This is a genomic window from Dysosmobacter segnis, assembly GCF_014297285.1.
Taxonomy (GTDB): Bacteria; Bacillota; Clostridia; order Oscillospirales; family Oscillospiraceae; genus Oscillibacter; species Oscillibacter segnis.
Genome location: NZ_JACOQI010000009.1, coordinates 47832 through 70274, shown reverse-complemented (window position 1 = coordinate 70274; position 22443 = coordinate 47832). Strand labels below are relative to the sequence as shown.

At 54.6% G+C, this 22443-nt stretch carries 27 protein-coding genes and 1 pseudogene; 26 read left to right on the top strand and 2 right to left on the bottom strand.

All coding sequences use genetic code 11. The annotated features are described in order from the left end of the window. Positions 1–126 precede the first annotated feature (126 nt). From H8Z83_RS10600 to H8Z83_RS10550, 11 genes are all read left to right on the top strand, one after another. The gene (locus H8Z83_RS10600; protein WP_187015006.1) at positions 127–975 is read left to right on the top strand and encodes a hypothetical protein; all 849 of its coding nucleotides are present in this window, start codon (positions 127–129) and stop codon (positions 973–975) included. Positions 976–1307: 332 nt separating this feature from the next. Then, positions 1308–1703, top strand: coding sequence for a Fur family transcriptional regulator (locus H8Z83_RS10595; RefSeq protein ID WP_058117458.1), 396 nt, complete (start codon positions 1308–1310; stop codon positions 1701–1703). 22 nt (positions 1704–1725) lie between these two features. Next, entirely contained in the window at positions 1726–2022 is a 297-nt protein-coding gene (locus H8Z83_RS10590; protein WP_187015005.1) for a hypothetical protein, read from the top strand. Between the two features lie 113 nt (positions 2023–2135). Then, entirely contained in the window at positions 2136–3665 is a 1530-nt protein-coding gene (locus H8Z83_RS10585; protein ID WP_366464127.1) for a metal ABC transporter solute-binding protein, Zn/Mn family, read from the top strand. A 9-nt stretch (positions 3666–3674) separates the two neighbouring features. Next, the gene (locus H8Z83_RS10580; protein ID WP_436231645.1) at positions 3675–4379 is read left to right on the top strand and encodes a metal ABC transporter ATP-binding protein; all 705 of its coding nucleotides are present in this window, start codon (positions 3675–3677) and stop codon (positions 4377–4379) included. Further along, positions 4379–5233, top strand: a complete 855-nt coding sequence (locus tag H8Z83_RS10575) for a metal ABC transporter permease (RefSeq protein WP_187015003.1) — start codon at positions 4379–4381, stop codon at positions 5231–5233. Before H8Z83_RS10580 ends, H8Z83_RS10575 begins: the two co-directional genes overlap by 1 nt. Then, positions 5230–5787 (top strand): hypothetical protein, encoded by a 558-nt coding sequence (locus tag H8Z83_RS10570; protein ID WP_187015002.1) that lies wholly within the window; start codon positions 5230–5232, stop codon positions 5785–5787. The genes H8Z83_RS10575 and H8Z83_RS10570 overlap by 4 nt, the downstream gene beginning before the upstream one ends. A gap of 305 nt (positions 5788–6092) precedes the next feature. Beyond that, positions 6093–6617, top strand: coding sequence for a YcxB family protein (locus H8Z83_RS10565; RefSeq protein ID WP_187015001.1), 525 nt, complete (start codon positions 6093–6095; stop codon positions 6615–6617). Next, positions 6614–7378, top strand: coding sequence for a YwaF family protein (locus tag H8Z83_RS10560; protein WP_187015000.1), 765 nt, complete (start codon positions 6614–6616; stop codon positions 7376–7378). The genes H8Z83_RS10565 and H8Z83_RS10560 overlap by 4 nt, the downstream gene beginning before the upstream one ends. Before the next feature lie 40 nt (positions 7379–7418). Further along, positions 7419–7877, top strand: coding sequence for a hypothetical protein (locus H8Z83_RS10555; RefSeq protein WP_187014999.1), 459 nt, complete (start codon positions 7419–7421; stop codon positions 7875–7877). Positions 7878–7991: 114 nt separating this feature from the next. Further along, positions 7992–8594, top strand: coding sequence for a hypothetical protein (locus tag H8Z83_RS10550; protein WP_187014998.1), 603 nt, complete (start codon positions 7992–7994; stop codon positions 8592–8594). A gap of 399 nt (positions 8595–8993) precedes the next feature. Here H8Z83_RS10550 and H8Z83_RS10545 read toward each other — a convergent pair whose 3' ends face one another. After that, positions 8994–9782 (bottom strand): CPBP family intramembrane glutamic endopeptidase, encoded by a 789-nt coding sequence (locus H8Z83_RS10545; RefSeq protein WP_187014997.1) that lies wholly within the window; start codon positions 9780–9782, stop codon positions 8994–8996. 426 nt (positions 9783–10208) lie between these two features. Further along, positions 10209–10904 carry a Crp/Fnr family transcriptional regulator gene (locus tag H8Z83_RS10540; protein ID WP_187014996.1) on the bottom strand — a complete coding sequence of 232 codons (696 nt, stop codon included), beginning with the start codon at positions 10902–10904 and terminating at the stop codon, positions 10209–10211. An 87-nt stretch (positions 10905–10991) separates the two neighbouring features. Between H8Z83_RS10540 and H8Z83_RS10535 the strand changes: the two genes are divergently transcribed. The 15 genes and pseudogenes from H8Z83_RS10535 to H8Z83_RS10465 all read left to right on the top strand — a co-directional run bounded on the left by H8Z83_RS10535 (position 10992) and on the right by H8Z83_RS10465 (position 22425). Next, positions 10992–11705 carry an ATP-binding protein gene (locus tag H8Z83_RS10535; protein ID WP_187014995.1) on the top strand — a complete coding sequence of 238 codons (714 nt, stop codon included), beginning with the start codon at positions 10992–10994 and terminating at the stop codon, positions 11703–11705. A 78-nt stretch (positions 11706–11783) separates the two neighbouring features. Continuing rightward, positions 11784–11894 (top strand): annotated as a pseudogene (locus H8Z83_RS10530) (rubredoxin); the annotation flags it as partial. A 25-nt stretch (positions 11895–11919) separates the two neighbouring features. Then, positions 11920–12177, top strand: a complete 258-nt coding sequence (locus tag H8Z83_RS10525) for a DUF2249 domain-containing protein (protein ID WP_118601945.1) — start codon at positions 11920–11922, stop codon at positions 12175–12177. 4 nt (positions 12178–12181) lie between these two features. After that, positions 12182–12871, top strand: coding sequence for a DUF2249 domain-containing protein (locus tag H8Z83_RS10520; protein ID WP_187014994.1), 690 nt, complete (start codon positions 12182–12184; stop codon positions 12869–12871). A gap of 23 nt (positions 12872–12894) precedes the next feature. Then, positions 12895–14490 (top strand): hydroxylamine reductase, encoded by a 1596-nt coding sequence (gene hcp, locus H8Z83_RS10515; protein ID WP_187014993.1) that lies wholly within the window; start codon positions 12895–12897, stop codon positions 14488–14490. Between the two features lie 457 nt (positions 14491–14947). Continuing rightward, a complete protein-coding gene (rbr, locus tag H8Z83_RS10510; RefSeq protein ID WP_187014992.1) occupies positions 14948–15490 on the top strand; it encodes a rubrerythrin in 543 nt (180 codons plus the stop codon). A 14-nt stretch (positions 15491–15504) separates the two neighbouring features. After that, a complete protein-coding gene (locus tag H8Z83_RS10505) occupies positions 15505–15879 on the top strand; it encodes a desulfoferrodoxin family protein (protein WP_187014991.1) in 375 nt (124 codons plus the stop codon). 156 nt (positions 15880–16035) lie between these two features. Further along, the gene (locus tag H8Z83_RS10500) at positions 16036–16206 is read left to right on the top strand and encodes a ferredoxin thioredoxin reductase catalytic beta chain (RefSeq protein WP_187014990.1); all 171 of its coding nucleotides are present in this window, start codon (positions 16036–16038) and stop codon (positions 16204–16206) included. Between the two features lie 12 nt (positions 16207–16218). After that, positions 16219–16422 (top strand): 4Fe-4S binding protein, encoded by a 204-nt coding sequence (locus H8Z83_RS10495; protein ID WP_187014989.1) that lies wholly within the window; start codon positions 16219–16221, stop codon positions 16420–16422. Then, complete coding sequence (locus H8Z83_RS10490) at positions 16419–16997, top strand: 4Fe-4S binding protein (protein ID WP_187014988.1); 579 nt, start codon at positions 16419–16421, stop codon at positions 16995–16997. The genes H8Z83_RS10495 and H8Z83_RS10490 overlap by 4 nt, the downstream gene beginning before the upstream one ends. 28 nt (positions 16998–17025) lie before the next feature. Further along, the gene (gene trxA, locus H8Z83_RS10485) at positions 17026–17346 is read left to right on the top strand and encodes a thioredoxin (protein ID WP_187014987.1); all 321 of its coding nucleotides are present in this window, start codon (positions 17026–17028) and stop codon (positions 17344–17346) included. After that, positions 17343–19034, top strand: coding sequence for an FAD-dependent oxidoreductase (locus H8Z83_RS10480; RefSeq protein WP_187014986.1), 1692 nt, complete (start codon positions 17343–17345; stop codon positions 19032–19034). Before trxA ends, H8Z83_RS10480 begins: the two co-directional genes overlap by 4 nt. Continuing rightward, positions 19031–19702 carry a GTP pyrophosphokinase gene (locus H8Z83_RS10475; protein ID WP_187014985.1) on the top strand — a complete coding sequence of 224 codons (672 nt, stop codon included), beginning with the start codon at positions 19031–19033 and terminating at the stop codon, positions 19700–19702. Before H8Z83_RS10480 ends, H8Z83_RS10475 begins: the two co-directional genes overlap by 4 nt. 355 nt (positions 19703–20057) lie before the next feature. After that, a complete protein-coding gene (locus tag H8Z83_RS10470) occupies positions 20058–20489 on the top strand; it encodes an RrF2 family transcriptional regulator (protein ID WP_243184921.1) in 432 nt (143 codons plus the stop codon). A 22-nt stretch (positions 20490–20511) separates the two neighbouring features. Next, positions 20512–22425: an acyl-CoA dehydrogenase family protein gene (locus tag H8Z83_RS10465; protein WP_187014983.1), complete on the top strand. Its 1914-nt coding sequence runs from the start codon at positions 20512–20514 to the stop codon at positions 22423–22425. The last annotated feature ends 18 nt before the right edge of the window (positions 22426–22443 follow it).

Below are 22443 nucleotides of genomic sequence, written 5' to 3'. Positions count from 1 at the left end.
CGAATAACCTCCTTGACAAGAATTTAGGCCACGCCGCACGGCTGGCCCATATCAGCACACAGAGAAAACGCTGTCTGCATACAAAAACACCGCCTATGTCCTGTTAGGCGGTGCATTGTGTAAGGCTTGGCAGCTCATTTTCAGTTGTTTTTCTCTGTGTGCCCTTGTCAAGCGATGTTTGATTATTCAAAAACAGGCGACAAGGTAACTGGAGATCAATTAGAATGTGTTTTTGCCCGCCTGAAAAATGGTGACTCTCGGATGAATGTTAAAGATTCACACGGTATCCCTATGGGAAATCACCTTGAAACCTTATATGACCCCAGAACGGATACATACTATCTGCGTTTCATTCCGACACTTTTGACACCAACTATGTGCTTCTATTCATTCGACGCAGCGAAAGTAGCTGCTATGAATGATGGCAAGATGCCTATATTTCCCCATGTGGTGTCTTTTCTGCCTGATAGGTACTTAGATGAAATGTGCTACGAAAAAGATACTGCCAGTTTTTTATTCATAAATAGCCCGGAAAAGTTTTTTGAGGAGCTGAAAGAACAAGTTCCAATAGCCATCAAGCAAAATGAGAATATCCTAACTACTGACCGATATTATCATACTAAAGGAAATGACGACTGTGAACTTTTTGCAGATAAAGTTGATTATACTCGACATTTGCCTACAGACATCTATTATGATGAGCCAAGACCATCGGCAGAACTCTTTTGGAAATACCCACAATATCATTTTCAATCAGAGGTTCGAGTCGCCATTTTGAACACAAATTTCGTGTGGGACTATGACCCGCAGCACTTCAAGTACGAACAGCACCGGTTAGATGTGTATTTGCCGCACTTGCACGAATACGCAACCATTCGTGCAGCCAAAGACCTACAGAATATTTGTTTCTTTTGCCGTAGTGAAGATGAACCTGTCATGTGCGCGGTCAACTTACCTTATCAAGAAGAAAAATGACTCATGTCAAACTGTAAGTTTAAGATTATACAAAATATCTTCGGAGGGTTGGAGAGAAGCTGGTGCCCTATTGGATGCCAGCTTCCTTTTTTATATACAATTCGTTTACTCGGAGGAAATCCCACACAAAAGTTGGAAGAAGTTGCTCACCCGAAATCGGGGCTTAAAACAGAAATCCCACAGAAAAGTTGGGAGAAGTCGCTCGGTCGAAATAGGGCTTAAATTAAAAAATCCCACACAAAACTTTGAATATCCTATCGCGGGATGATATTGACAAAATGGAAAATGATGCTATAATATCTGCGAATGATTCGCATATTGGAGGGCGGCTGATGTCAGGCTATAATACAAAACAGCGAAGAGCCTTGCTTGCTTTTTTAGGGGAGCACCCGGACGAACTGCTGACTGCACGCCAGATGGCGGACGCGCTGGCAGAGAAGCAGATCAGTCTCAGCGCTGTGTATCGAAATCTTGCGCAGCTGGAAGCGGAGGAAAAGGTGCGCCGCAGCGCAAAAAGCGGGTCGCACGAAGCGTTTTATCAGTATCTTGACGCCAAGGGCTGCAAGGGCGCGCTGCACATGAGCTGTGTGAAGTGCGGCAAAACCTTCCACATGGCCGACAGCAACGCCGCACTGTTTGCAAAGCACTTGGCGCAGAGCGAGCAATTCACGCTGGACGCAGCCGACACGATCCTCTATGGAACCTGCTCGGACTGCAAGGGAAAATAACAAACAGAAGGGAGGACAGACCATGACAAAGAAGCTTTGTTTTATGACGCGCCTGCTGGCGGCCGTGCTGGCCGTTGTCATGCTGTCCTCTGCAATCTATCTTGCGGTCGAAGCCGATCATGACTGCTCCGGCGACGACTGCGCCATCTGCCATCAGATCGGTGTCTGCGAGAATCTGCTGAAATCTCTGGGGCTTGCCGGTGCTGCCGCAGTGATCACTGCTGCGTTTACATATACCATGTGCAGGGCGATCCTACCCTGCACAGAGATGATCGGCACACTGACACTCGTTTCTCTCAAGGTAAAGCTTTCAAATTAAAATAGGACTTTTACAAGGGCGAAGTCTATCCGTTTTCGGATAGGCTCTTGCGGTTTTGCCGCTGCCCTTGTATTTTTGCGCCTATTTTTCAAAAATTCGGAGGTTTTATCCATATGATGAAGAAAATTTTTACCATCTTTCTTGTGCTGACCATGGTGGTCGGCCTGCTTGCCGGCTGCGGCAAAAAGAACGCCGTAGAGAAGGGGGAGAGCGATTCCAACAAACTGAGCGTCGTCACCACCATTTTCCCCGAATACGACTGGGTCAGAGAAATTCTCGGCGACAAGGCCGAGAGCACCGATCTGACCATGTTGCTGAGCAACGGCGTTGACCTGCACAGCTACCAGCCCACGGCGGATGACATCGTCAAGATTTCCGACTGCGACCTCTTCGTCCATGTGGGCGGTGAGTCTGACGGCTGGGTGGAGAGCGTCCTGAAAAACGCCGACAATAAGAATGTAAAAGTCATCAATCTGCTGAATGTGCTGGGTGATTCCGCAAAAACGGAGGAGACCGTTGAGGGGATGCAGGAGGCAGAGCACGCCCATGACCACAGCAAGGAGGTTTCCACCTTTGAAGATCATGAGGTTCAGGACAGAAGCCTGTCCGACTGGGAGGGCAGCTGGCAGTCTGCCTACCCCTTTGCGCTGGACGGAACGCTGGACGATGCCTTTGCAGTGATGGCAGAGGAAGGCGAGATGACCGCCGACGAGTATAAGACCTACTATCAAAAGGGCTACAAAACGGACATTACCAATATTGACATTGCAGGCGACCACATTACCTTCACCTATGAGAATGGCAAAAAGGCCGGCACTGACTACAAGTATATCGGCTATTACATTCAGAACTGGTCTACCGGTACCAAGGCGGCCATGTATCGCTTTGAAGCGGTAGACAGAACCTCCGGCGCACCGATCTACATCGAATTCAACGACCACATGATCGAGTCAGCTGCGGCCGAGCATTTCCACATCCGGATGAGCAACGAGAGCTTTGACGCCATCGTTGATCCGGAAAAGTCGTGGCCAACCTTCTTCCCGGCTGACATGACCGGTGAGGATCTCTGCGAGCACATGGAGGGCCACGGCCATGACCATGGGGAGGAAAAGGACGAGCACGTCTGGCTGTCTTTGAAGAACGCCAAAACGCTGGTCGGCGCGATTGCCGATGCCTTGCAGGAACTTGATCCCGATAACAAGGATACCTACGCCGCCAACGCCTCCGCCTATATCGAAAAGCTTTCCACGCTGGATGGCGCGTACCAATCCGCCGTGGACAGCGCGACGCGCAAGACTGTCCTGTTCGGCGACCGCTTCCCATTCCGCTATCTGGTGGATGACTATGGTCTGAGCTACTATGCTGCCTTTGCGGGTTGCTCCGCCGAGAGCGAGGCCAGCTTTGAAACCGTTTCATTCCTTGCAAAGAAGGTGGACGAGCTGGGGCTTCCCTGCGTGCTGACCATCGAGGGCAAGAACCATAAAATTGCCGAAACCATCGTGGAAAACACCGCCGAGAAGAACCAGAAGATGCTGACCATGGACTCCATGCAGTCCACCACCTCTGAGGATGTGGCAAACGGCACCACCTATCTCTCCGTCATGGAGCAGAATCTGGGCGTGCTGAAAGAAGCATTGGATTAAGGGGGTGAGATGATGGCTCAGCTCACCTGTCAGAATCTCTGCGTCGGCTACGATGGAAAGTCCGTTCTGCAAGACCTCAATTTTGAGGTCTTTGCAGGCGACTACCTCTGCATCGTAGGAGAAAACGGCTCCGGCAAGAGCACCCTTATAAAAACGATCCTTGGCTTGCAGCCGCCCATCAGCGGCAGAATTTTGACGGGCGACGGGCTGAGGAAAAACGAGATCGGCTATCTGCCGCAGCAGACCGTTGTCCAGAAGGACTTCCCGGCATCCGTGAGAGAGATCGTTCTCTCCGGATGTCAAGGGCACTGCGGCAGCCGCCCCTTTTACAGCAAAGAAGAAAAGAAACTGGCGGCGGACGCCATGGAGAAAATGCAGATCACGCCCCTTGCCAAACGCTGCTACCGGACGCTCTCCGGCGGCCAGCAGCAGCGGGTACTGCTCTCCCGCGCCCTGTGCGCTACCCAGAAAATGCTGCTTCTGGATGAACCGGTCTCCGGCCTTGATCCCAAGGTGACGGCGGAAATGTATGCGCTCATTCAAAAGCTCAATTACGAGGATGGCATCACCGTTGTGATGATCTCCCATGACCTGAGCGCGGCGCTGCAATATGCCAGCCACATTCTGCACATCGGGGACAGGGTGTTCTTCGGCACGAAGGCGGCTTACCTGAACGAGTTCCCCCAGGCATGGCAGAAGGGCGGCGGGGCATAATGACGGCGATTTTTGAAAAAATTGCGTTCTACTGGACCTATCCCTTTGTCCGCTACGCACTCATTGTTGGTGTGCTGATTGCGCTCTGCTCGTCGCTTCTGGGCGTGACGCTGGTGCTGAAAAGGTTTTCCTTCATCGGCGACGGGCTTTCCCATGTGGCCTTCGGCGCGATGGCGATTGCCGCCGTGCTGGGACTGACGGACGATATGCCCCTGACGCTGGGCGTCACGGTGGTCTGTGCCGTCCTGCTGCTACGCACGGGGCAGAACACGAAGATCAAGGGCGATGCCGCCGTCGCCATGATCTCAGTGGGAGCGCTGGCCATCGGGTATCTGCTGATGAACCTCTTCTCCACCTCGTCCAACCTCTCCGGCGATGTGTGCAGCACGCTGTTCGGCTCCACCTCCATCCTGACGCTGTCAAAAAGCGAGGTCTGGCTGTGTGCGGGACTGTCCGTGGTGGTCGTGGCGGTGTTTCTGCTCTATTACAACAAAATTTTTGCCGTGACCTTTGACGAGGACTTCGCCAAGGCGGCGGGCACAAAGGCTGATTTGTATAATCTGCTGATCGCCGTCATCATTGCCGTGGTGATTGTGCTGGCGATGAATCTGGTCGGCTCGCTGCTGATCTCCGCGCTGGTGATCTTCCCGGCGCTGTCCGCCATGCGCCTTTTTCAGAATTTCCGGTCCGTGACGGTCTGCTCGGCCGTACTGTCGGTGAGCTGCGCGGCGCTGGGTATCCTGATCGCTATTTTAGCTGGGACACCGGTGGGCTCCACCATCGTGGCGGTGGATATTCTGGCGTTTTTGATTTGTTCGACTATCGGCCGTGCAAGGGGAGGCGGAACGGGATGAAACAGCTTTTTTGCCTGCTGCTGGCTGCCTGCATGATGCTTTCCCTCTGTGCCTGCGGGAAAGATAGCGGGAAGGACGCAGGAAATGACGTATCTTCTTCCGATGAAGAAGCGTCTGCATCGGCTGAGAGCATTCCAACGCCGAAAGAACAGGAAACGCCGGGGAAGTCTAAGCCGTCGCAACCCTATGCCGGCAAAGTGGATGTGGATCTGACGGTGCTCAGCAGCACCATGGTCTACTCCGAGGTCTACAATATGCTCTATTTCTACCCGGAGGACTATTACGGTAAAACGGTCAAGGCAAATGGCATATTTGCCATTTATCAGATGGTGGTGGACGGCGTGACGCAGCCGGCCCCGGTAGCGTATGCCTGCATCATCGCCGATGCGACCGCCTGCTGCGCTGAGGGGATGGAATTTGTGCTGGAAGGTGATTATACCTACCCGGACGATTACCCGGAGCTGGGGGCGGAGATCACCGTCATCGGTGAATTTCAGTCCTATGAGGAAAACGGGATGACATGGTATCATCTGGTGAACGCAAGGCTGGCGTGATGCCGTGATAGCGCTGCATACATAGTAAGCGTGACGATTTCAGGGAGAAAAGTATTCCGGTGCTGCCTGACTGCAATTTATACGAGCCGGACAAAGGACGTCATTTATCCCGCTGCAGAAAAATTCTCATGAGGAGAGCAGTGTGTTGAATTTGAGATGACTCCTTAAAGAATAGGCAGACTTAACATAAACTTTATTCCTGTTATGATAACATAATCCATAAATACTCTGCTCTGGACGGAACACTTCTGCAAGGAACCAGACAGGCTGCAAAAAACAGAAATGATCAACGATGGAGAATATGAATGACTTTTGAAATTCACAGTGATATCACAAATCGATCTATGACCGTAGCTGCCCGCGCGATGCGCAGGGCGCTGCGGCGAAAGAGAAGCATTGTTTGGGCCATCTTCGGCTGGAGCGTCTTTTTATTCAGCGCATTGCTGCTGATCCCATTCGATGGAGAGCCTTTTGCGCTTGATGTCAGAACGGTGACTTCCCTGCTGGTAGAGGTGATGCTGCTGTCCGTTCTGCTGTTTCAGGATCGATTCAACGGCATGATTGCCCGCAAAAACACGCTGGCGGGCACAAAGGAATATCATGTCGCGTTCGGCGAGGATTCTTATACCGTCGTTACGGCGGCCACGACCTCCACCTTCCGCTATGAACTGATCGACGCACTGGCTGAGTCGCGGGACTACATCATCCTTCTGATGAAGAAACGCTATGCGCAGTCTCTGGACAAGCGTACTCTTACCGGCGGGACGGTGGAGGAATTCAACCGATTTCTTGAGGAGAAGACCGGAAAGACGTTCCGGCGTGTGAAATGAACGAATTTTCTATTACGCCCTTTCGCGGGCCGCATTTGCTTCTGCTTTTGCTTACGGTAACGGCGGTGCTGTTCATACTCTTGCTGCTGCGCGGAAAACCGGAAGCACGGCGCTCCCGGTATCTGATCGGCGTTTGCTTTTTTAATCTCGCGCTGTTTGCCGGCTACAAGCTCTCGCTGTCCATGGACGCAACGTATATCCGTGCGTACTATCCCAATGGCTTCAGCATTTTTAATGAGCTGCCGCTGCACCTGTGCAACATCAATCTGTTCCTGATCCCGCTGGGCGTGTGGAAGAGAAACCGCTCGATCATGGGCTTTTCCTTCTTTGTAGCGCCCCTTGGCGCACTGATGGCGCTGCTCTTCCCGGAGCCTCTATTCTCCGGCTTTTCGCTGTTAATGCCGCGAATTTTCGGCTACTATGTGACCCACGCGCTCCTTGTTGTCTGCGGCCTGAGTCTGGCGACGCTGGGCTTTTACCGCCCCGACCCCAAGGATATCCCGCGGATCCTCAAGACCTTTGGCCTGCTTGCCGTAGGCGCGCACCTTATCAATCTCCTGTTGCGCCTCACGCTCTGCCCGGAGGCGAACTACTTCTTCACCTACGGCGCGGAGATCGGTGTGCTCAAGCTGTTTTGGCGTATCATCCCGGCGCCGCTGCTTTACGGACTGCCGGCACCGCTGATTCTTGCAGGCTATATGTACGCGGTCTGTGCGTTGTCCCGCCTGACGCAAAGGGCGGAAGAAGTGTCTTTTTCATAGATTGGATAAGTTCCGTAGCAAAAAACAGGAGGATAAGACATTGCTGGATAGAAATGTAAGAGGAATCGGCATCGCTCTGTGCTTATTGGCTCTCTTGCTGTCCCTGTCCGGGTGCGGTTCATTGAAGGATGACACGCTTCTGATCGCCAACGCAGTGATCACGGAAATCGATACAGAAAAGCAAACCATAACGGTAAAGGACGATGTCGATGAAAGTACTTTAGGTGAAGGATGTCTGACAGAATGTTCGTCCATTCCTATGGTCTATTGCGACTTTGCCACGCAGAAGGTTACAAAGATTTCTTTTGAGGATTTACAGGTCAATGATAAGGTTATTATGTGTATCAGGAGCTCGGAAATGGAGAACTTCCGAAGCGGCGGCAACGAGGAGAATACGCTCAAAGTCGAACAATTGCAGTTGTATACGCAAAGACCTGCCGAATGGGTCTCGGCTGTCCAACGCTGCATCGAGGCTTTGAGATCGAGCCGGAGAGCATGAAGTGGGTCAGCCAGCACACCAACGCTAACATAGTCGAAACGGACTTCTTCGAGACCTGCAGCACCTCTTATGCCAATAGCACGGCACTGTGGATAATCTTGTGAGGATGCACATATGAGCAATCAAAATAGACAGCTATATATCGTAATCAGCCAGACCGGAACACTTCTGTCCCGAATCCTTAAGCAAATCACCGGCGCAGAATATAACCACGCCTCCATCAGCCTGTCCAGAGATTTAGAGAGGATGTACTCTTTTGGCCGCAGGCATCCCTATAATCCGTTTTGGGGCGGCTTCGTGATAGAGTCGCCCCGTATCGGTACCTTCAAGCGTTTTTCCGAAACCAAGGTGTTGGTTCTGAGCGTGAGTGTCACAGAAGAACAACACGCAGAGCTCAAAGAAATGCTCGATGTGATGTGGAAGCGGAGGAGGAAGTACAGTTACAACTATATTGGCTTATGTCTGGCATACTTCCATGTTGTCTGGAAGCAGGAGGGCTGCTATTATTGCTCAGAGTTTGTCGGAGAGCTTCTCACAAAAAGTCGGGTTGACGGCACGGAACAGCTACGTTCCTCTATCATACAGCCGATGCAGTTCCTTAGAGTGCCGCACACACTGCTCTACTGCGGAAAACTTCGCGAATATGTGAGCAACACCTGTTCCGAGGGCATATGTGAAGATGCAACGAACCGCACAGTGCATAGGCGACTGCCATAACAGCAGATAAGGGAGCGCGTGGTCGAGCATCTGCAAAGGTGTGGTTTTGATCCGTCGACGTGGCTTCTGCTTTTTGCCGTCATAATGGATATTCGTCCTGGATATGTTGACCACAAGGGTTGTGTTCCTCATACACAAGCCCTGTGGTCATTGAATATCTTTGGAGGCTTGGGGACGGTCATTTCAACCGTGTGTACCCGCTTCCTTGACCGGCGACCATGGAGATGGATCAGATTTCTGTGGAAATACCTGATCAGACAAGAAGGACTGCCGCAACTTTGGCGCTGCTTACTGTGCCCCGGTCCCTTTTTCCATGCTGAATCTATTACGAAGATAAAAAACAGCGGCACAGAGCAAACTCTCTGTGCCGCTGTATGCTTTATACATTGTATAAAAACCTTACATGCTATCTGCTCTTTTGCCCTGTCTAAGTGAACGGCAGACGACATACCCTGCCGGAGCGATCATGATCAGAATAAAAATGCTGATCAGTTCATTCACTTCGGATGGCGCAAAGCCCTGCAGCATAGTAATGAGGTTGTTTGCGAAATGCACGAGGATGGGAAACAGCAGGTTCCTTTTCTTCTCGTAAAGGATTCCTGCGGCAATGCCCATAAGGGTGGCATAGGCAGCCTGCACGATATTCAGGTGATAAACGCCGAAGAGTACAGATGATATTAGAATCGAGGCCCAAGCTGGGGCGAATTTCCACATGGAGCGAAGCACAATGCCGCGGAATAGAATTTCTTCTACAACAGGTGCAGCAATCAGCGCAATCATAAATGTTCCAAATGCATTTCCGCCGGCAATATTTTCAGCACCGGCGTTCACTGCCTCAACGCTTTTTTGCAGCGAGGGAAGCTGTTCTGCCAGCATGATCCAAAGACCGGAGATCCCGCAAATGCCAAATCCCACGACCAGACTGCCGAGCACATCTTTGAAATTTGTCGCTGTGCGCGGTTCGCTTATATCTTTCCTCCAAAGCAGGTTATAGAGCGTGAAGAATACGAGGATAAGAACAGCGTAGATCAAAATCTCGCCCCAATATGAGTGTTTCATAAATTGCTGCGAGGGGATATGAAAAACATCCAAAACGAGCCTTTCCACAAGAAAATATAATAGATTGGACAGCAAAAAATGCAGTGCGATTGCAAGAATGGGAATAGCGAAATATCTTTTTTTCATCATACGGTCAATTTTTTCTCCTGTCTGTATTTTTGAGGGGACTGCAGCAGTATAACAGATTTAACTTAAAGTCTTCGTTAAGGGGCGAAGCTGTGATTTTTCGGAAGCGGCATCGCAAAAGGACACCGTTCATCTTCCCTGTTGAACCTTTTGACCTTTCTCTAAAAGATGTTTTCCTCATAGTTGGTGACATGCTGAATTTGGCATTAGGCTCCTTGCGTTCTGCAAAGCTTTTGAAGTTCAAACAGAAAATACCCACAGCCAAAGCGACTGTGGGTATGATCAAATCAGATTGTACGAGATGACGCTGTCCTGCCGATCTCTACAGACCGTAGCTGCTTCTTCCATCTGCAAAACCCCGACGCTCCGTGGCTGACGGGGTTATCCGCACTTGCCAATACGCCCAAAGGGGGCTTGAAGGGGAGATTCTTAACGCGCAGAAGGAGGAAGATCGTCCGTCTCTGGCGCCTTGAGAAGAAAGTGGCTTTTGTGAAAGTCGAGCAAGCCCTCATCCCGCATTTTTCCAAGCTCCAGCGACAGTCCGCTGCGCTCCACACCGAGGTAATCCGCAAGCTGCTGGCGGGAGAACGGAATGTCGAACTCGTAGCCGCCCCGGCGCTGCGCCTCGGCGGAAAAATAGGACATCAGCTTTGCCCGGGTCGTGCGCTGGCCCATGTGGGTGAGCTTTTCGTTGAGCCGCAGGTTCTTCTCTGCCAATTCGCCCAGCAGGTTGCGGATGATCCGGCTGTGGTGGGAGCAGGCGGAGGGGCACACGCTCAAAACGCGCTTGATGTGCAGAAACATCACCGTCACCGCGCTCTCCGCCTCCACGCTCACGTTCAGCACCGCCCCCGGCGCGCAGGCGAACACCTCCGCGAAGGTCTGCCCCGGCCCGGTCTTGGAGAGGATGTTGCGGTTTCCCCAGATATCCTCCTGCACGATGAGGGTGCTGCCCGCCAGCACGAGACCCACCTCATCCACCGCGTCTCCAGCGCGGAGCAGGCGGGAGCCTTTGGGAAAGGTGCCGATCCTCGCCCCAAGGCAGGAGAGCATGGCGGCAAGCTCCTCGTCGGAAATGCCGGAGAAAAGCGATGCCGTATGAAGTACCGGAAAAAATTCTTTCATAAAAAGTCCTCTTTCGTTGAAAATTCAACCGACTTGCTGCGTTTAGTATAGTACAATGGGCATACAAAAGCAACAGGAGGATCGAACATGAAACGACGGATCATTGAAATCGATCAGGATAAATGCAACGGCTGCGGCGCCTGCGCCGCCGCCTGTCACGAGGGCGCCATCGCCATGGTGGACGGCAAGGCAAAACTCATGCGGGACGATTACTGCGACGGCTTGGGCGACTGTCTGCCCACCTGCCCCACCGGGGCCATCACCTTTGTGGAGCGGGAGGCGGCGGCCTATGACGAGCAGGCCGTCATGGAAAATAAGCAGCGGAAAATGCGGAAAGAGGGCATGACCCTGCCCTGCGGCTGCCCCGGCAGCCAGTCCCGGAATATTCAGCGTCAGGAGGCGCCCGCCGTGGAAACGCCACAAGCCCAGCAGACGAGCCGCCTTTCCCAGTGGCCTGTGCAAATCAAGCTGGTACCGGTGAACGCCCCGTATTTTGACGGTGCGCGGCTGCTCATCGCCGCCGACTGCACCGCCTACGCCTACGCCGCATTCCACGAGCGGTTCATCAAGGGGCACATCACCCTTGTGGGCTGCCCCAAGCTGGACGGCGTGGACTATTCCGAAAAGCTGACGGAGATCATCCGGGAGAACAACATCAAGAGCGTCACTGTTGTGCGGATGGAGGTGCCCTGCTGCGGCGGACTGGAGAACGCGGCGAAAACGGCGCTCCAGCAGAGCGGAAAATTCATTCCGTGGCAGGTGGTCACCGTAACAGTGGACGGCCGGCTGGTGGAAGAATAACAAAATCATTAGAAAAAGGAAGAAAGAAGCACAATGAAGTATATATGCAGTCTTTGCGGTTGATAATATGACGAGAGCGCGGGTTACCCGGAGGGTGGCATCGCCCCCGGTACGCCCTGGAGCGAGGTGCCGGAGGATTTTGAGTGCCCCCTGTGCAATGTGGGCAAGGATTCCTTCGAAGAGGCGTGAGCTTTCTGCAAGAGAGGCAAAGACTATGAGTTATGAAAACTGGAAGGACAAAATCGGCACATTTGAAGTGATGGACGTGCGGGGCAAAAAGATGGACTTCTTCCCCGCATTGAAGGCAAAGGCTGCCGCGCTGAAAAACGGCGAAGGACTGCATATCATCCAGACCTTCGAGCCTGTCCCCCTGTACCCGGTGCTGGCCCTTATGGGCTTTGAGCATCACACGGAGAAGGTGAGCGGCAGCGAATATCACATCTGGTTTTATCGAGTGAGGAAAGGAGAATAACTGCATGAGCTATGAAAACTGGAAGGACAAAACGCAGGGGTTTCAGACCATGGATGTGCGCCATATACAGGGCAGCTTTTTTGAAGGGCTGAAGAAACGAGCCGAAGCGTTGGAGGTGGGTGAGGGATTACACATCATCCAGACCTTTGAGCCGCATCCGCTGTACGCTGTCATGGAGGACTTGGGCTACGAGCACCACACCGAGCAGCGGGGTGAGGCGGAGTTCCATGTCTGGTTCTGCCGCACAGAGAAGAAGGAAGGCGACAGCTCCGCTCCCTTCAAGCCGCTGGCTCTTTTGAACTATCCCATGATCGACGAAAAGCTGGGGCAGATCGCCGTGGATTTCTGGGAGACCACATGGCAGAGCGAGAAGCGCACGCTTCCCTACGAAACGCGGCTATTGCTGTCCCTGACCAACGCAGTGGGCGCAGGCCGGATGCGGCAGGCGGCGCGAGAGCTGGTAAAGGCATATATCCACGGGGTGGAAAGCGCCGCGCTGGACGATGTGTTCGAGCTGCTGGCATGGAATCAGGGTATCGGATTTTTCAGCAGCGAGATCGGCCCCTCGGCACTGTTTCAGGCGTACAAGCTCATTAAAAACGGTGAGAAGCAGGGCAAGTCCCGGGAGGATATCTACAGTGCGCTGCGCGAGAAATTCGGGGAGAAGAACCCAGAGATGCAGGTTCTGAACTAAAAAGCAGAAGGAGACGAACGACAATGGATAACAGAATGTTTTGCTTTCAGTGCGAGCAGACGGCTGGCTGCGCCGGTTGTACCGGAAAAGCCGGTGTCTGCGGAAAAACCGCTGAGGTGGCGGAACTCCAGGACCAACTGACTGGCGCACTCATTGGTTTGGCACGCGCCACTGATGGCGATACGTTGGCAACGCCAAATACATGGCGGCTGATGATCGAGGGCTTGTTCACCACCGTCACCAATGTGAGCTTCAACGAAAAGACCATTCGGACGCTGATCGATCAGGTACACGAGGAAAAGGCCCGCCTTGTGCCCGGCTGCTCCGGCTGCGGCTCCCGCTGCGGGCGAAACGATGATTATGATATGAACTTGCTCTGGAACGCGCAGGAGGATATTCGCAGCCTCAAATCCCTGATCCTCTTTGGCGTGCGCGGCATGGCGGCTTACGCCCATCACGCTATGATGCTGGGCTATGCCGACGAGGAAGTGAACCGCTTTTTCGCCAAGGCTCTTTTTACCGTGGGCGAGGACTGGGATATGGACGCGCTGCTGCCCATCGTCATGGAGGTGGGCGAGAAAAACCTCAAGTGCATGGCGCTGCTGGATAAGGCCAACACCGAAAGCTACGGTACGCCCGCGCCTGTCACCGTTCCGCTGACGGTGGAGAAGGGGCCGTTCATCGTCATCACAGGCCACGATCTCCACGATTTGAAACTGCTGCTGGAACAGACCGAGGGCAAAGGCGTCAACATCTACACCCACGGCGAAATGCTGCCTGCCCACGGCTATCCTGAACTGAAAAAGTACGCCCATCTCAAGGGCAACTTCGGTACGGCGTGGCAGAACCAGCAAAGAGAATTTGCCGACATCCCCGCGCCGGTGCTGTTTACCACCAACTGCCTGATGCCGCCGAAAGCAAGCTACGCCGACCGCGTATTCACCACGGCGGTGGTATCCTATCCGGAACTGACGCACATCGGTGAGGATAAGGACTTCACCCCTGTCATCGAAAAGGCATTGGAGCTTGGCGGCTACAACGAGGACAAGCCGTTCACCGGCATCAACGGCGGCGGCACGGTCATGACCGGCTTCGGTCATGGCGCGGTGCTTGGCGTGGCGGATCAGGTGATCGAGGCGGTAAAGAGCGGCGCGATCCGGCACTTTTTCCTGGTGGGCGGCTGTGACGGAGCCCGTCCCGGGCGGAACTACTATACTGAGTTTGTCAAGCAGACGCCCGCCGATACCGTGGTGCTGACGCTGGCCTGCGGCAAATACCGCTTCAACGACCTTGACCTCGGTACCATTGGCGGCCTGCCTCGACTCATGGACGTGGGCCAGTGCAACGATGCTTACGGAGCTGTCAAAATCGCGCTGGCCTTGGCGGAGGCGTTCGGCTGCGGCGTGAACGATTTGCCCTTGTCCATGGTTCTTTCGTGGTATGAGCAGAAGGCAGTGTGCATTTTGCTGACGCTGCTGCATCTGGGGATCAAGAATATTCGCCTTGGTCCCACGCTGCCGGCGTTCATCTCTCCCAATGTGCTGAACTACCTCGTAGAGAATTTCGGCATTGCTCCCATCACCACCCCGGAGGAGGATTTGAAACAGCTTCTCAAATAACAGCGCCTCAGGCGGCGGCGCAAGAAAGCGTGACTCCCTTGACGGAACGATGTGACGATGCATACAGGAATGGAGATTGCAGTGATTTTTGAAATAAATATTGCTTTTTCTGGGGCCAAAACGGTATAATCAATATGTAACAAAAACAACGGAAAAGCGTCTATGCTAAGGCTGCCGCGAGCCGTCGGGTTGTGACACACCAAAGCTTGATACATTCTGCCCCAACTGGAACAGATACTGGAGCGGATACAATAGGCGAGCGGATCGGCACGGCACATCAGCCCGGCGCGGATACGCAAGAATTTCTCGGAGGACGGACTGGTGGAACTGAAGCGCGGCGCGATCACGCTGCGGGATAAGAACCAGCCCAAACTGCTTGAAATAATGTGATTTTGTTACAGAACGGAATCATAATTCCGATATAATGAAAGCAGGAAAACCAAAAGGGGAATTGACCATGAAAGAAACGAAATACGCAGGAACCCAGAGCGAAAAAAACCTGATGACTGCCTTTGCCGGCGAGTCCGAGGCCCGCAACAAGTACACCTACTTCGCCTCCAAGGCCAAGAAGGAGGGCTACGAGCAGATTGCGGCGCTGTTCCTGAAAACCGCCGAAAACGAAAAGGAACACGCCAAGCTCTGGTTCAAGGAGCTGGACGGTATCGGCGACACCGCCGAAAACCTCCGCTCCGCCGCTGAGGGCGAAAACTACGAATGGACGGATATGTACGACGGCTTCGCCAAGACCGCCGACGAGGAAGGCTTCCATGAGCTGGCCCAGCGGTTCCGTCTGGTGGCTGCCATCGAGAAGCACCACGAGGAGCGCTACCGTGCCCTGCTGCGCAATGTGGAGATGGCGCAGGTCTTCGCCAAGAGCGAGGTCAAGGTGTGGGAGTGCCGCAACTGCGGTCACATCGTCGTGGGCGAGAAAGCGCCGGAGGTCTGTCCGACCTGCAACCATCCCCAGAGCTACTTTGAAATTCATGCGGAGAACTATTAAAAGAGGAAATCATCATGGAGCAGAAGTTTTACATTTGCAAGCATTGCGGCAACATCATCGCCAAGGTCAAGGACGCAGGCGTCCCCGTCATCTGCTGCGGTGAACCCATGAGCGAGATCATCCCCGGCACCACCGACGCCGCCGTGGAGAAGCACGTCCCTGTCTGGACTGTGGAAAACGGTATCGTCCATGTCAAGGTCGGCTCCATGGAGCATCCCATGCTGCCGGAGCACTACATCGAGTGGGTGTCCCTCCACACCAAGCAGGGTAACCAGCGTAAGGAACTGCATCCCGGCGAAAAGCCGGAGGTCTGCTTTGCGCTCTGCGAGGGCGACAAGGTCGAGGCGGTTTACGCCTACTGCAACCTCCACAGCCTGTGGAAAGCATAATTCATCCTCTTAAAATCCGGTGCTGAAAAAAGCACCGGATTTTTTATCAATGTAACCTCGTCACATAAAAAAGATTTGTCCTGCGGTATGATAAAGCCACAATTAAGAAAGAGGTGGCAAACATGAAAATCAAAGCTCAATCCCGATCAGAAGGTCGTGAATACCATCCGCGAGGGCCTAAAACGTACCGGCGGGTACTGCCCCTGCCGACTGGAGCACACGGAGGAAAACAGGTGTATGTGTCAGGAGTTCAAGGATCAGATCGCTGACCCTGATTTTGAGGGCTACTGCCACTGTATGCTCTATTACAAATCTTTGAAGGACTGAGAGGGGAACGCCGTGCTGTCAAAACGATTGGCCGCCGTGGATACGATGCGATGCGTCGCCTGCGGCGTGTGTGAAAATACCTGCCTCTTGGGGGCCGTCAAGGTGCGCCGGGGCTGCTACGCCGCCGTGGAGGCGGAACGCTGCGTTGGCTGCGGCAAGTGCGCGAGGCTCTGTCCCGTGGGCTGCATCGAGGTGAAAGCGAGGGACGAGGCATGAAGAAAGCAAAACATTGGTACGACTATCTCTGGATCTGCGCCATCCTCTACTTCACCCTCAGCTTTTTCAACATCCTCTTTGCGTGGCTGGGCATGATCGATTTTCTCTTGCCGCTGATCTTAGCCATCTTTGGCGGGAACAAGTTTTTCTGCAACCACCTCTGCGGCTGGGGGCAGTTGTTCAGCAAGCTGGGAACTGACCTTAAATGCTCCCGCTGCAAACCCACGCCCCGCTGGATGTCCTCCAAGTGGTTCCGCTACGGCTTTTTGATCTTCTTCCTGACCATGTTCGGCAACATGGTGTTCCAAACCTATCTGGTGGCGGCGGGGGCCGCGTCCATGCGGGAGGCCATTAAGCTGTTCTGGACATTCCGTGTGCCCTGGGACTGGGCCTACACCGCCGGGACGGTGACGGATTGGGTGGCACAGTTCAGCTTCGGCTTTTATAGCTTGATGCTGACCTCGCTGCTCATCGGCCTCATCGTCATGGTGCTCTACAAGCCCCGTACATGGTGCGCCTTCTGCCCCATGGGGACTATGACCCAGAGTATTTGCAAGCTGAAAAACAAAGACTGACAATATACAAACGAAAGGAACCCTTCTTATGGCTGAACTGAAAATTACTGCTGCGAATTTTGAAAACGAGGTACTGAATTCCGATAAGCCCGTCCTGCTGGACTTCTACGCCGACTGGTGCGGCCCCTGCAAGATGCTCGCCCCCGTGCTCCACGAGATCGCTGAGGAAAACGCTGGAACCCTCAAGGTGGGCAAGATCAACGTGGACGAGCAGATGGAGCTGGCAATGCGTTTTCAGGTATCCAGCATCCCGATGCTGGTGGTCTTTAAGGACGGCAAGGCCGTGGCGAAGTCGGTGGGCTACCGGCCCAAGGCGGAGATCGCCGCCATGGTGGAGGGCGCAAGATGAAAGTTGTGATCGTAGGCGGTGTGGCGGGCGGTGCGTCCGCTGCGGCCCGCATCCGCCGTCTGGATGAACACGCGCAGATCGTGATGATCGAGCGCAGCGGCTATGTGTCCTACGCCAACTGCGGCCTGCCCTACTATGTGGGCGGCGTGATCGTGGATCGGGACGAGCTGACGCTGCAAACCCCGGAGAGTTTTTGGGACCGTTTCCGCATTGACGCGCGGGTGCGGCAGGAGGTGACGGCCATCGATCCCGAGGGGAAAACCGTCACTGTTCACGTGCTGGACAGCGGCAAGGTCTATACGGAGACCTACGACAAGCTGATCCTCGCCCCCGGCGCGAAGCCGACGGTTCCCGCCCTCTCCGGCGTGGACAGCGAGCGGGTCTTTACCCTGCGCACCGTGGAGGACACCCTCCGCATTCGGCGCTTTGTAGAGGATCAGAAGCCGAAAACCGCTGTTTTGGCTGGCGGCGGCTTTATCGGTCTGGAAATGGCAGAAAACCTTGTGGAGATGGGTGTTTCGGTTACCATCGTTCAGCGTCCGAAGCAGCTATTAGCACCACTGGATGCGGATATGGCGAGCTTTGTCCATGCGGAAATGCGCAGACACGGCGTGGCTCTACGGTTGGGTGAAACCGTCACCGGATTCCGACAGGACGGAGATTCCGTGCTGACCCTGTTGGAGGGTAGTGAGCCACTGCATTCGGATATGGTGCTGCTGGCCATCGGCGTTACCCCGGATACGCATCTGGCAAAAGATGCCGGACTCAGGCTTGGTATTCGTGGCAGCATCGCTGTTAACGAGCGGATGGAAACCTCCGTGCCGGACATCTACGCTGTGGGCGATGCCGTGGAGGTCACCCATTTCGTGACCGGGCAGAAAGCGTTGATCTCGCTGGCAGGGCCTGCCAACAAGCAGGGACGCATTGCCGCTGACAATATCTGCGGCGGAAACAGCCGCTTTCACGGCTCTCAGGGTTCGTCTGTTCTGAAGCTGTTTGACTTGACAGCGGCCTCTACGGGCATCAACGAAAAAACCGCCAAGGCGGCGGGTATCGCCTACGAGAAGGTCGTGCTCTTTCCCGCCTCTCACGCCAGCTATTATCCCGGTGCACAGTCCTTGACGATGAAGGTGCTGTACGAAAAGGAGACTTTGCGGCTGCTGGGAGCGCAGATCGTGGGCCGCGAGGGTGTAGACAAGCGTATCGACGTGCTGGCTACCGCCATCCGCGCCGGTATGACGGCACTGGAGCTGAGAGAGTTGGACCTCGCCTACGCGCCGCCCTATTCCTCTGCCAAAGACCCGGTGAATATGGCGGGCTTTATGATCGAGGACTTGGAGAGCGGAAAGGTGCACCAGTTCCATTGGGATGAGGTGGACGACCTGCCCCGCGATGGCAGCGCGGCGCTGCTGGATGTCCGCACGGCGTGGGAGTATCAGCGGGGGCATCTGGACGGCTTTCGGAACATTCCCTTGGACGATCTGCGGGAGCATTTGGACGAGTTAGACCGGAGTAAGCCTGTTTATGTGAATTGCCAGACAGGGCTTCGCAGCTATCTGGCCTGTCGGCTTTTGACGCAATATGGTTTCGCCTGCGCCCATCTCGCCGGCGGATACAGCTTCTATCAGGCCGTGATGAAGGAGCGGCTGGCCCAAAGCCCCTATCCCTGCGGAATGGAGAAACTATGAGTGAAAATCTATTTGGCTTGACGGTTGCGGCAGATAAAGGCCTGGATGACCTGCAATGCCAGCGGCTTTTGAGTGAGAACCTCAAATATCAGGAGATCATGCTGCAATACCGCTGCGCGCTGAAAGCCCTTGAAAACCGGTTGGAAATTCTGAACGAGGAATTCTCTCTGCGGCATGACCGAAACCCCATCGAGAGCATCAAAAGCCGTTTGAAATCACCGTCCAGCATTATGAATAAGATGCAGAAGCGCGGACTTTCTCTGGATTTTCCGACCATGCAGGCAAATATCATGGATGTTGCCGGTGTGCGTGTGATCTGCTCTTTCGAGGAGGATGTGTTCTTTTTGGCAAAGTGCTTAAAAGATCAGTCCGACATTGAAATCATCACAGAGAAAGATTATATTTCACACCCTAAGCCAAACGGCTATCGCAGTCTGCACCTGACGATCCGGCTGCCGGTATTCTTTGCGGAAAAAGAGATCCATGTGCCGGTGGAGATACAACTTCGTACAATCGCGATGGACTTCTGGGCCAGCTTGGAGCACACCATCCGCTACAAGAAGGATCTGCCTATAAACGTGGAGATCGAAACCGAATTGAAAGAGTGCGCCGATTCCAGCAGAGAGTGGGATGGTAAGATGGAACATTTACTGCATATCATAACATAATGTGTCGAATATAACATGAAAAGCACGCACTTTATTGCTTGTTTCGGTTGGACGGCTTAGGCTTGTCAGGGATCGCCGCATCCGCCTTGGGTGGGCGCCCCCTGCGAGCCCCAACCAATTTCTCCGCTTTCTGTTTTTTAGTCATAGCCTTTTCTGCTTTCGGCGGACTGCCACGGCACAGCTTTTTCGGCTTCTATAATTGGAAGGAACATGGCTTTTCACTGAATGGAAAGCGAAGCTGACCCGGGCCGTGGCGGTCTGTTTTAAAGCGATAATTTTTTTGGAATTATCTTGACAAATTTTATCAAGATTGATATGATGACAGTAACAAGCAAGCGAAAAGAGGATGCGGAACATGATCATCACCAAAGAGACGGACTACGCCCTGCGCATTTTGCGGGTGCTGCTGGACGGGGAGAAACATTCGGTGGCCGAGATGTCGGAAACGGAGCTGATTCCCAATCAGTTTGCCTACCAGATCCTACGCAAGCTCTCCGCCGGCAACTTGGTGCGGGTGAGCCGCGGCGCCCTCGGCGGCTGTGAGTTATCCTGTGATCTGGACGCGACCTCCCTCTACGATCTCATGGGGGCCATGGGGGAGCGGGGCGTCCTGTGTGCCTGCATGGAGCCGGGATATGAGTGCCGCTGGCAGAACGAGCACGGGCGGTGCGCCATCCACTGTCAGCTGGCGGCCTTGCAGCGAAAGCAGGACGAGGCGTTCCACGCCGTGAGCCTGCGCAGGCTGCTGACCGGCGAATCCGATCCTCAAGATACAAGCGAGCTGTAAAATTTTAAGAGGAGGTATCCGTATGCTGTTTCAAACCACGGCGGCGCACGAAGAGCTGCGCGCGAAGATCCGGAGCTTTGCGGAGGAGGAGATCAAGCCTCTCGCGTTTTTGATGGATCAGAACAACGAGTTTCCCGAGGAGGCTGTCAAGAAGCTGGGCAAGCTGGGCTGGATGGGCATCCCCTACCCAAAGGAGTACGGCGGCGCCGGTCTGGACGCCCTGAGCTACGCCATCGCGGTGGAGGAATTGGCTCGTGTGGACGGCGGCGCGGGCGTTATCCTCTCCGCCCATGTCTCCCTTGGCTCATGGCCTATTTTCGCCTACGGCACTGAGGAGCAGAAGCAGAAATATCTGGTTCCGCTGGCCAAGGGCGAGAAGATCGGCGCCTTTGGTCTCACGGAGCCCAACGCCGGATCCGACGCCGGCGGCACGGAGACTACGGCGCTGGATAAGGGGGACTACTACCTCCTTAACGGCGGCAAGATCTTCATCACCAACGCCCCTAAGGCAGACACCTATGTGGTTTTCGCCGTCACCACGCCGGACATCGGTACCCGGGGCATCTCCGCTTTCATCGTGGAGAAGGGCTGGAAGGGTTTTGAGTTCGGTGACCACTATGACAAGATGGGCATTCGCTCCTCCTCCACGGCGGAACTGATCTTCAACGATGTGAAGGTTCCCAAGGAAAACCTGCTGGGCAAGGAGGGGGACGGCTTCAAGATCGCCATGTCCACGCTGGACGGCGGACGCATCGGCATCGCCGCCCAGGCACTGGGCATTGCCCAGGGCGCGTTTGAGCAGGCGCTGAGCTATTCCAAGGAGCGTATTCAGTTCGGAAAGCCCATCGCGGCCCAGCAGAGCATCGCCTTCAAGCTGGCAGATATGGCCACCAAGCTGCGCTGCGCCCGGTTCCTCATCTACTCCGCGGCGGAGCTGAAGGAGCAGCACGCGCCCTACGGCATGGAGTCTGCCATGGCGAAGATGTACGCCTCGGACATCGCGCTGGAGGTCACCAATGACGCCTTGCAGATCCACGGCGGCAGCGGCTTCCTCAAGGGCATGGAGGTGGAGCGGGCCTACCGCGACGCCAAGATCACCACCATCTACGAGGGCACCAACGAGATCCAGCGGGTGGTCATCGCCTCTCATCTGGTGGGCAGGCTGGGCAAGAGCTCCGGCGGCGAGAGCCGTTCGGCGGCCAAGAAACCCGCGCCCATCACCGGCATTCGCAAAAAGACCATCTTCCGGGAGGGGGATGCTGCCCAGCAGGTGGCCGACCTTGTGGCGGCGCTGAAGAAGGATGGTCACGACTTCTCCATGGGCATCCCTATGGATACGCCCATCCCGCAGGCGGAGCGGGTGGTCTCCGCAGGCAAGGGCATCGGGGAGAAAAAGAACATGAAACTGGTAGAGTCGCTGGCCAAGGCCGCCGGCGCGGCCATCGGATCCTCCCGCCCCGTGGCGGAGACCCTCAAGTATCTGCCGCTGAACCGCTATGTGGGTATGTCCGGGCAGAAGTTTACCGGCAATCTGTACATCGCCTGCGGCATCTCCGGCGCGTCCCAGCACCTAAAGGGTATCAAGGATGCCTCCACCATCGTGGCCATCAACAAAAACGGCAACGCCCCCATCTTCAAAAACTGCGACTACGGCATCGTGGGCGATGTAGCGGAGATTCTGCCCCTGCTCACCGCTGCGCTGGATAGCGGCGAAAAGCTGCCCGCGCCGCCCATGGTAAAGATGAAGCGGCCCACGCCGCCGAAGCCCACTCCCATCGGCGACCGCTATGTCTGCGGCGGCTGCGGCTACGAGTATGTGCCGGAGCTGGGCGACGAGGACGGCGAGATCGCGCCCGGTACGCTCTTTGAGCAGCTTCCCGCCGAGTGGGTGTGTCCCGAGTGCGCGGAGACGAAGGATCAATTTGTAAAGGCTTGAGTCGTGAAGGAGGTAAGA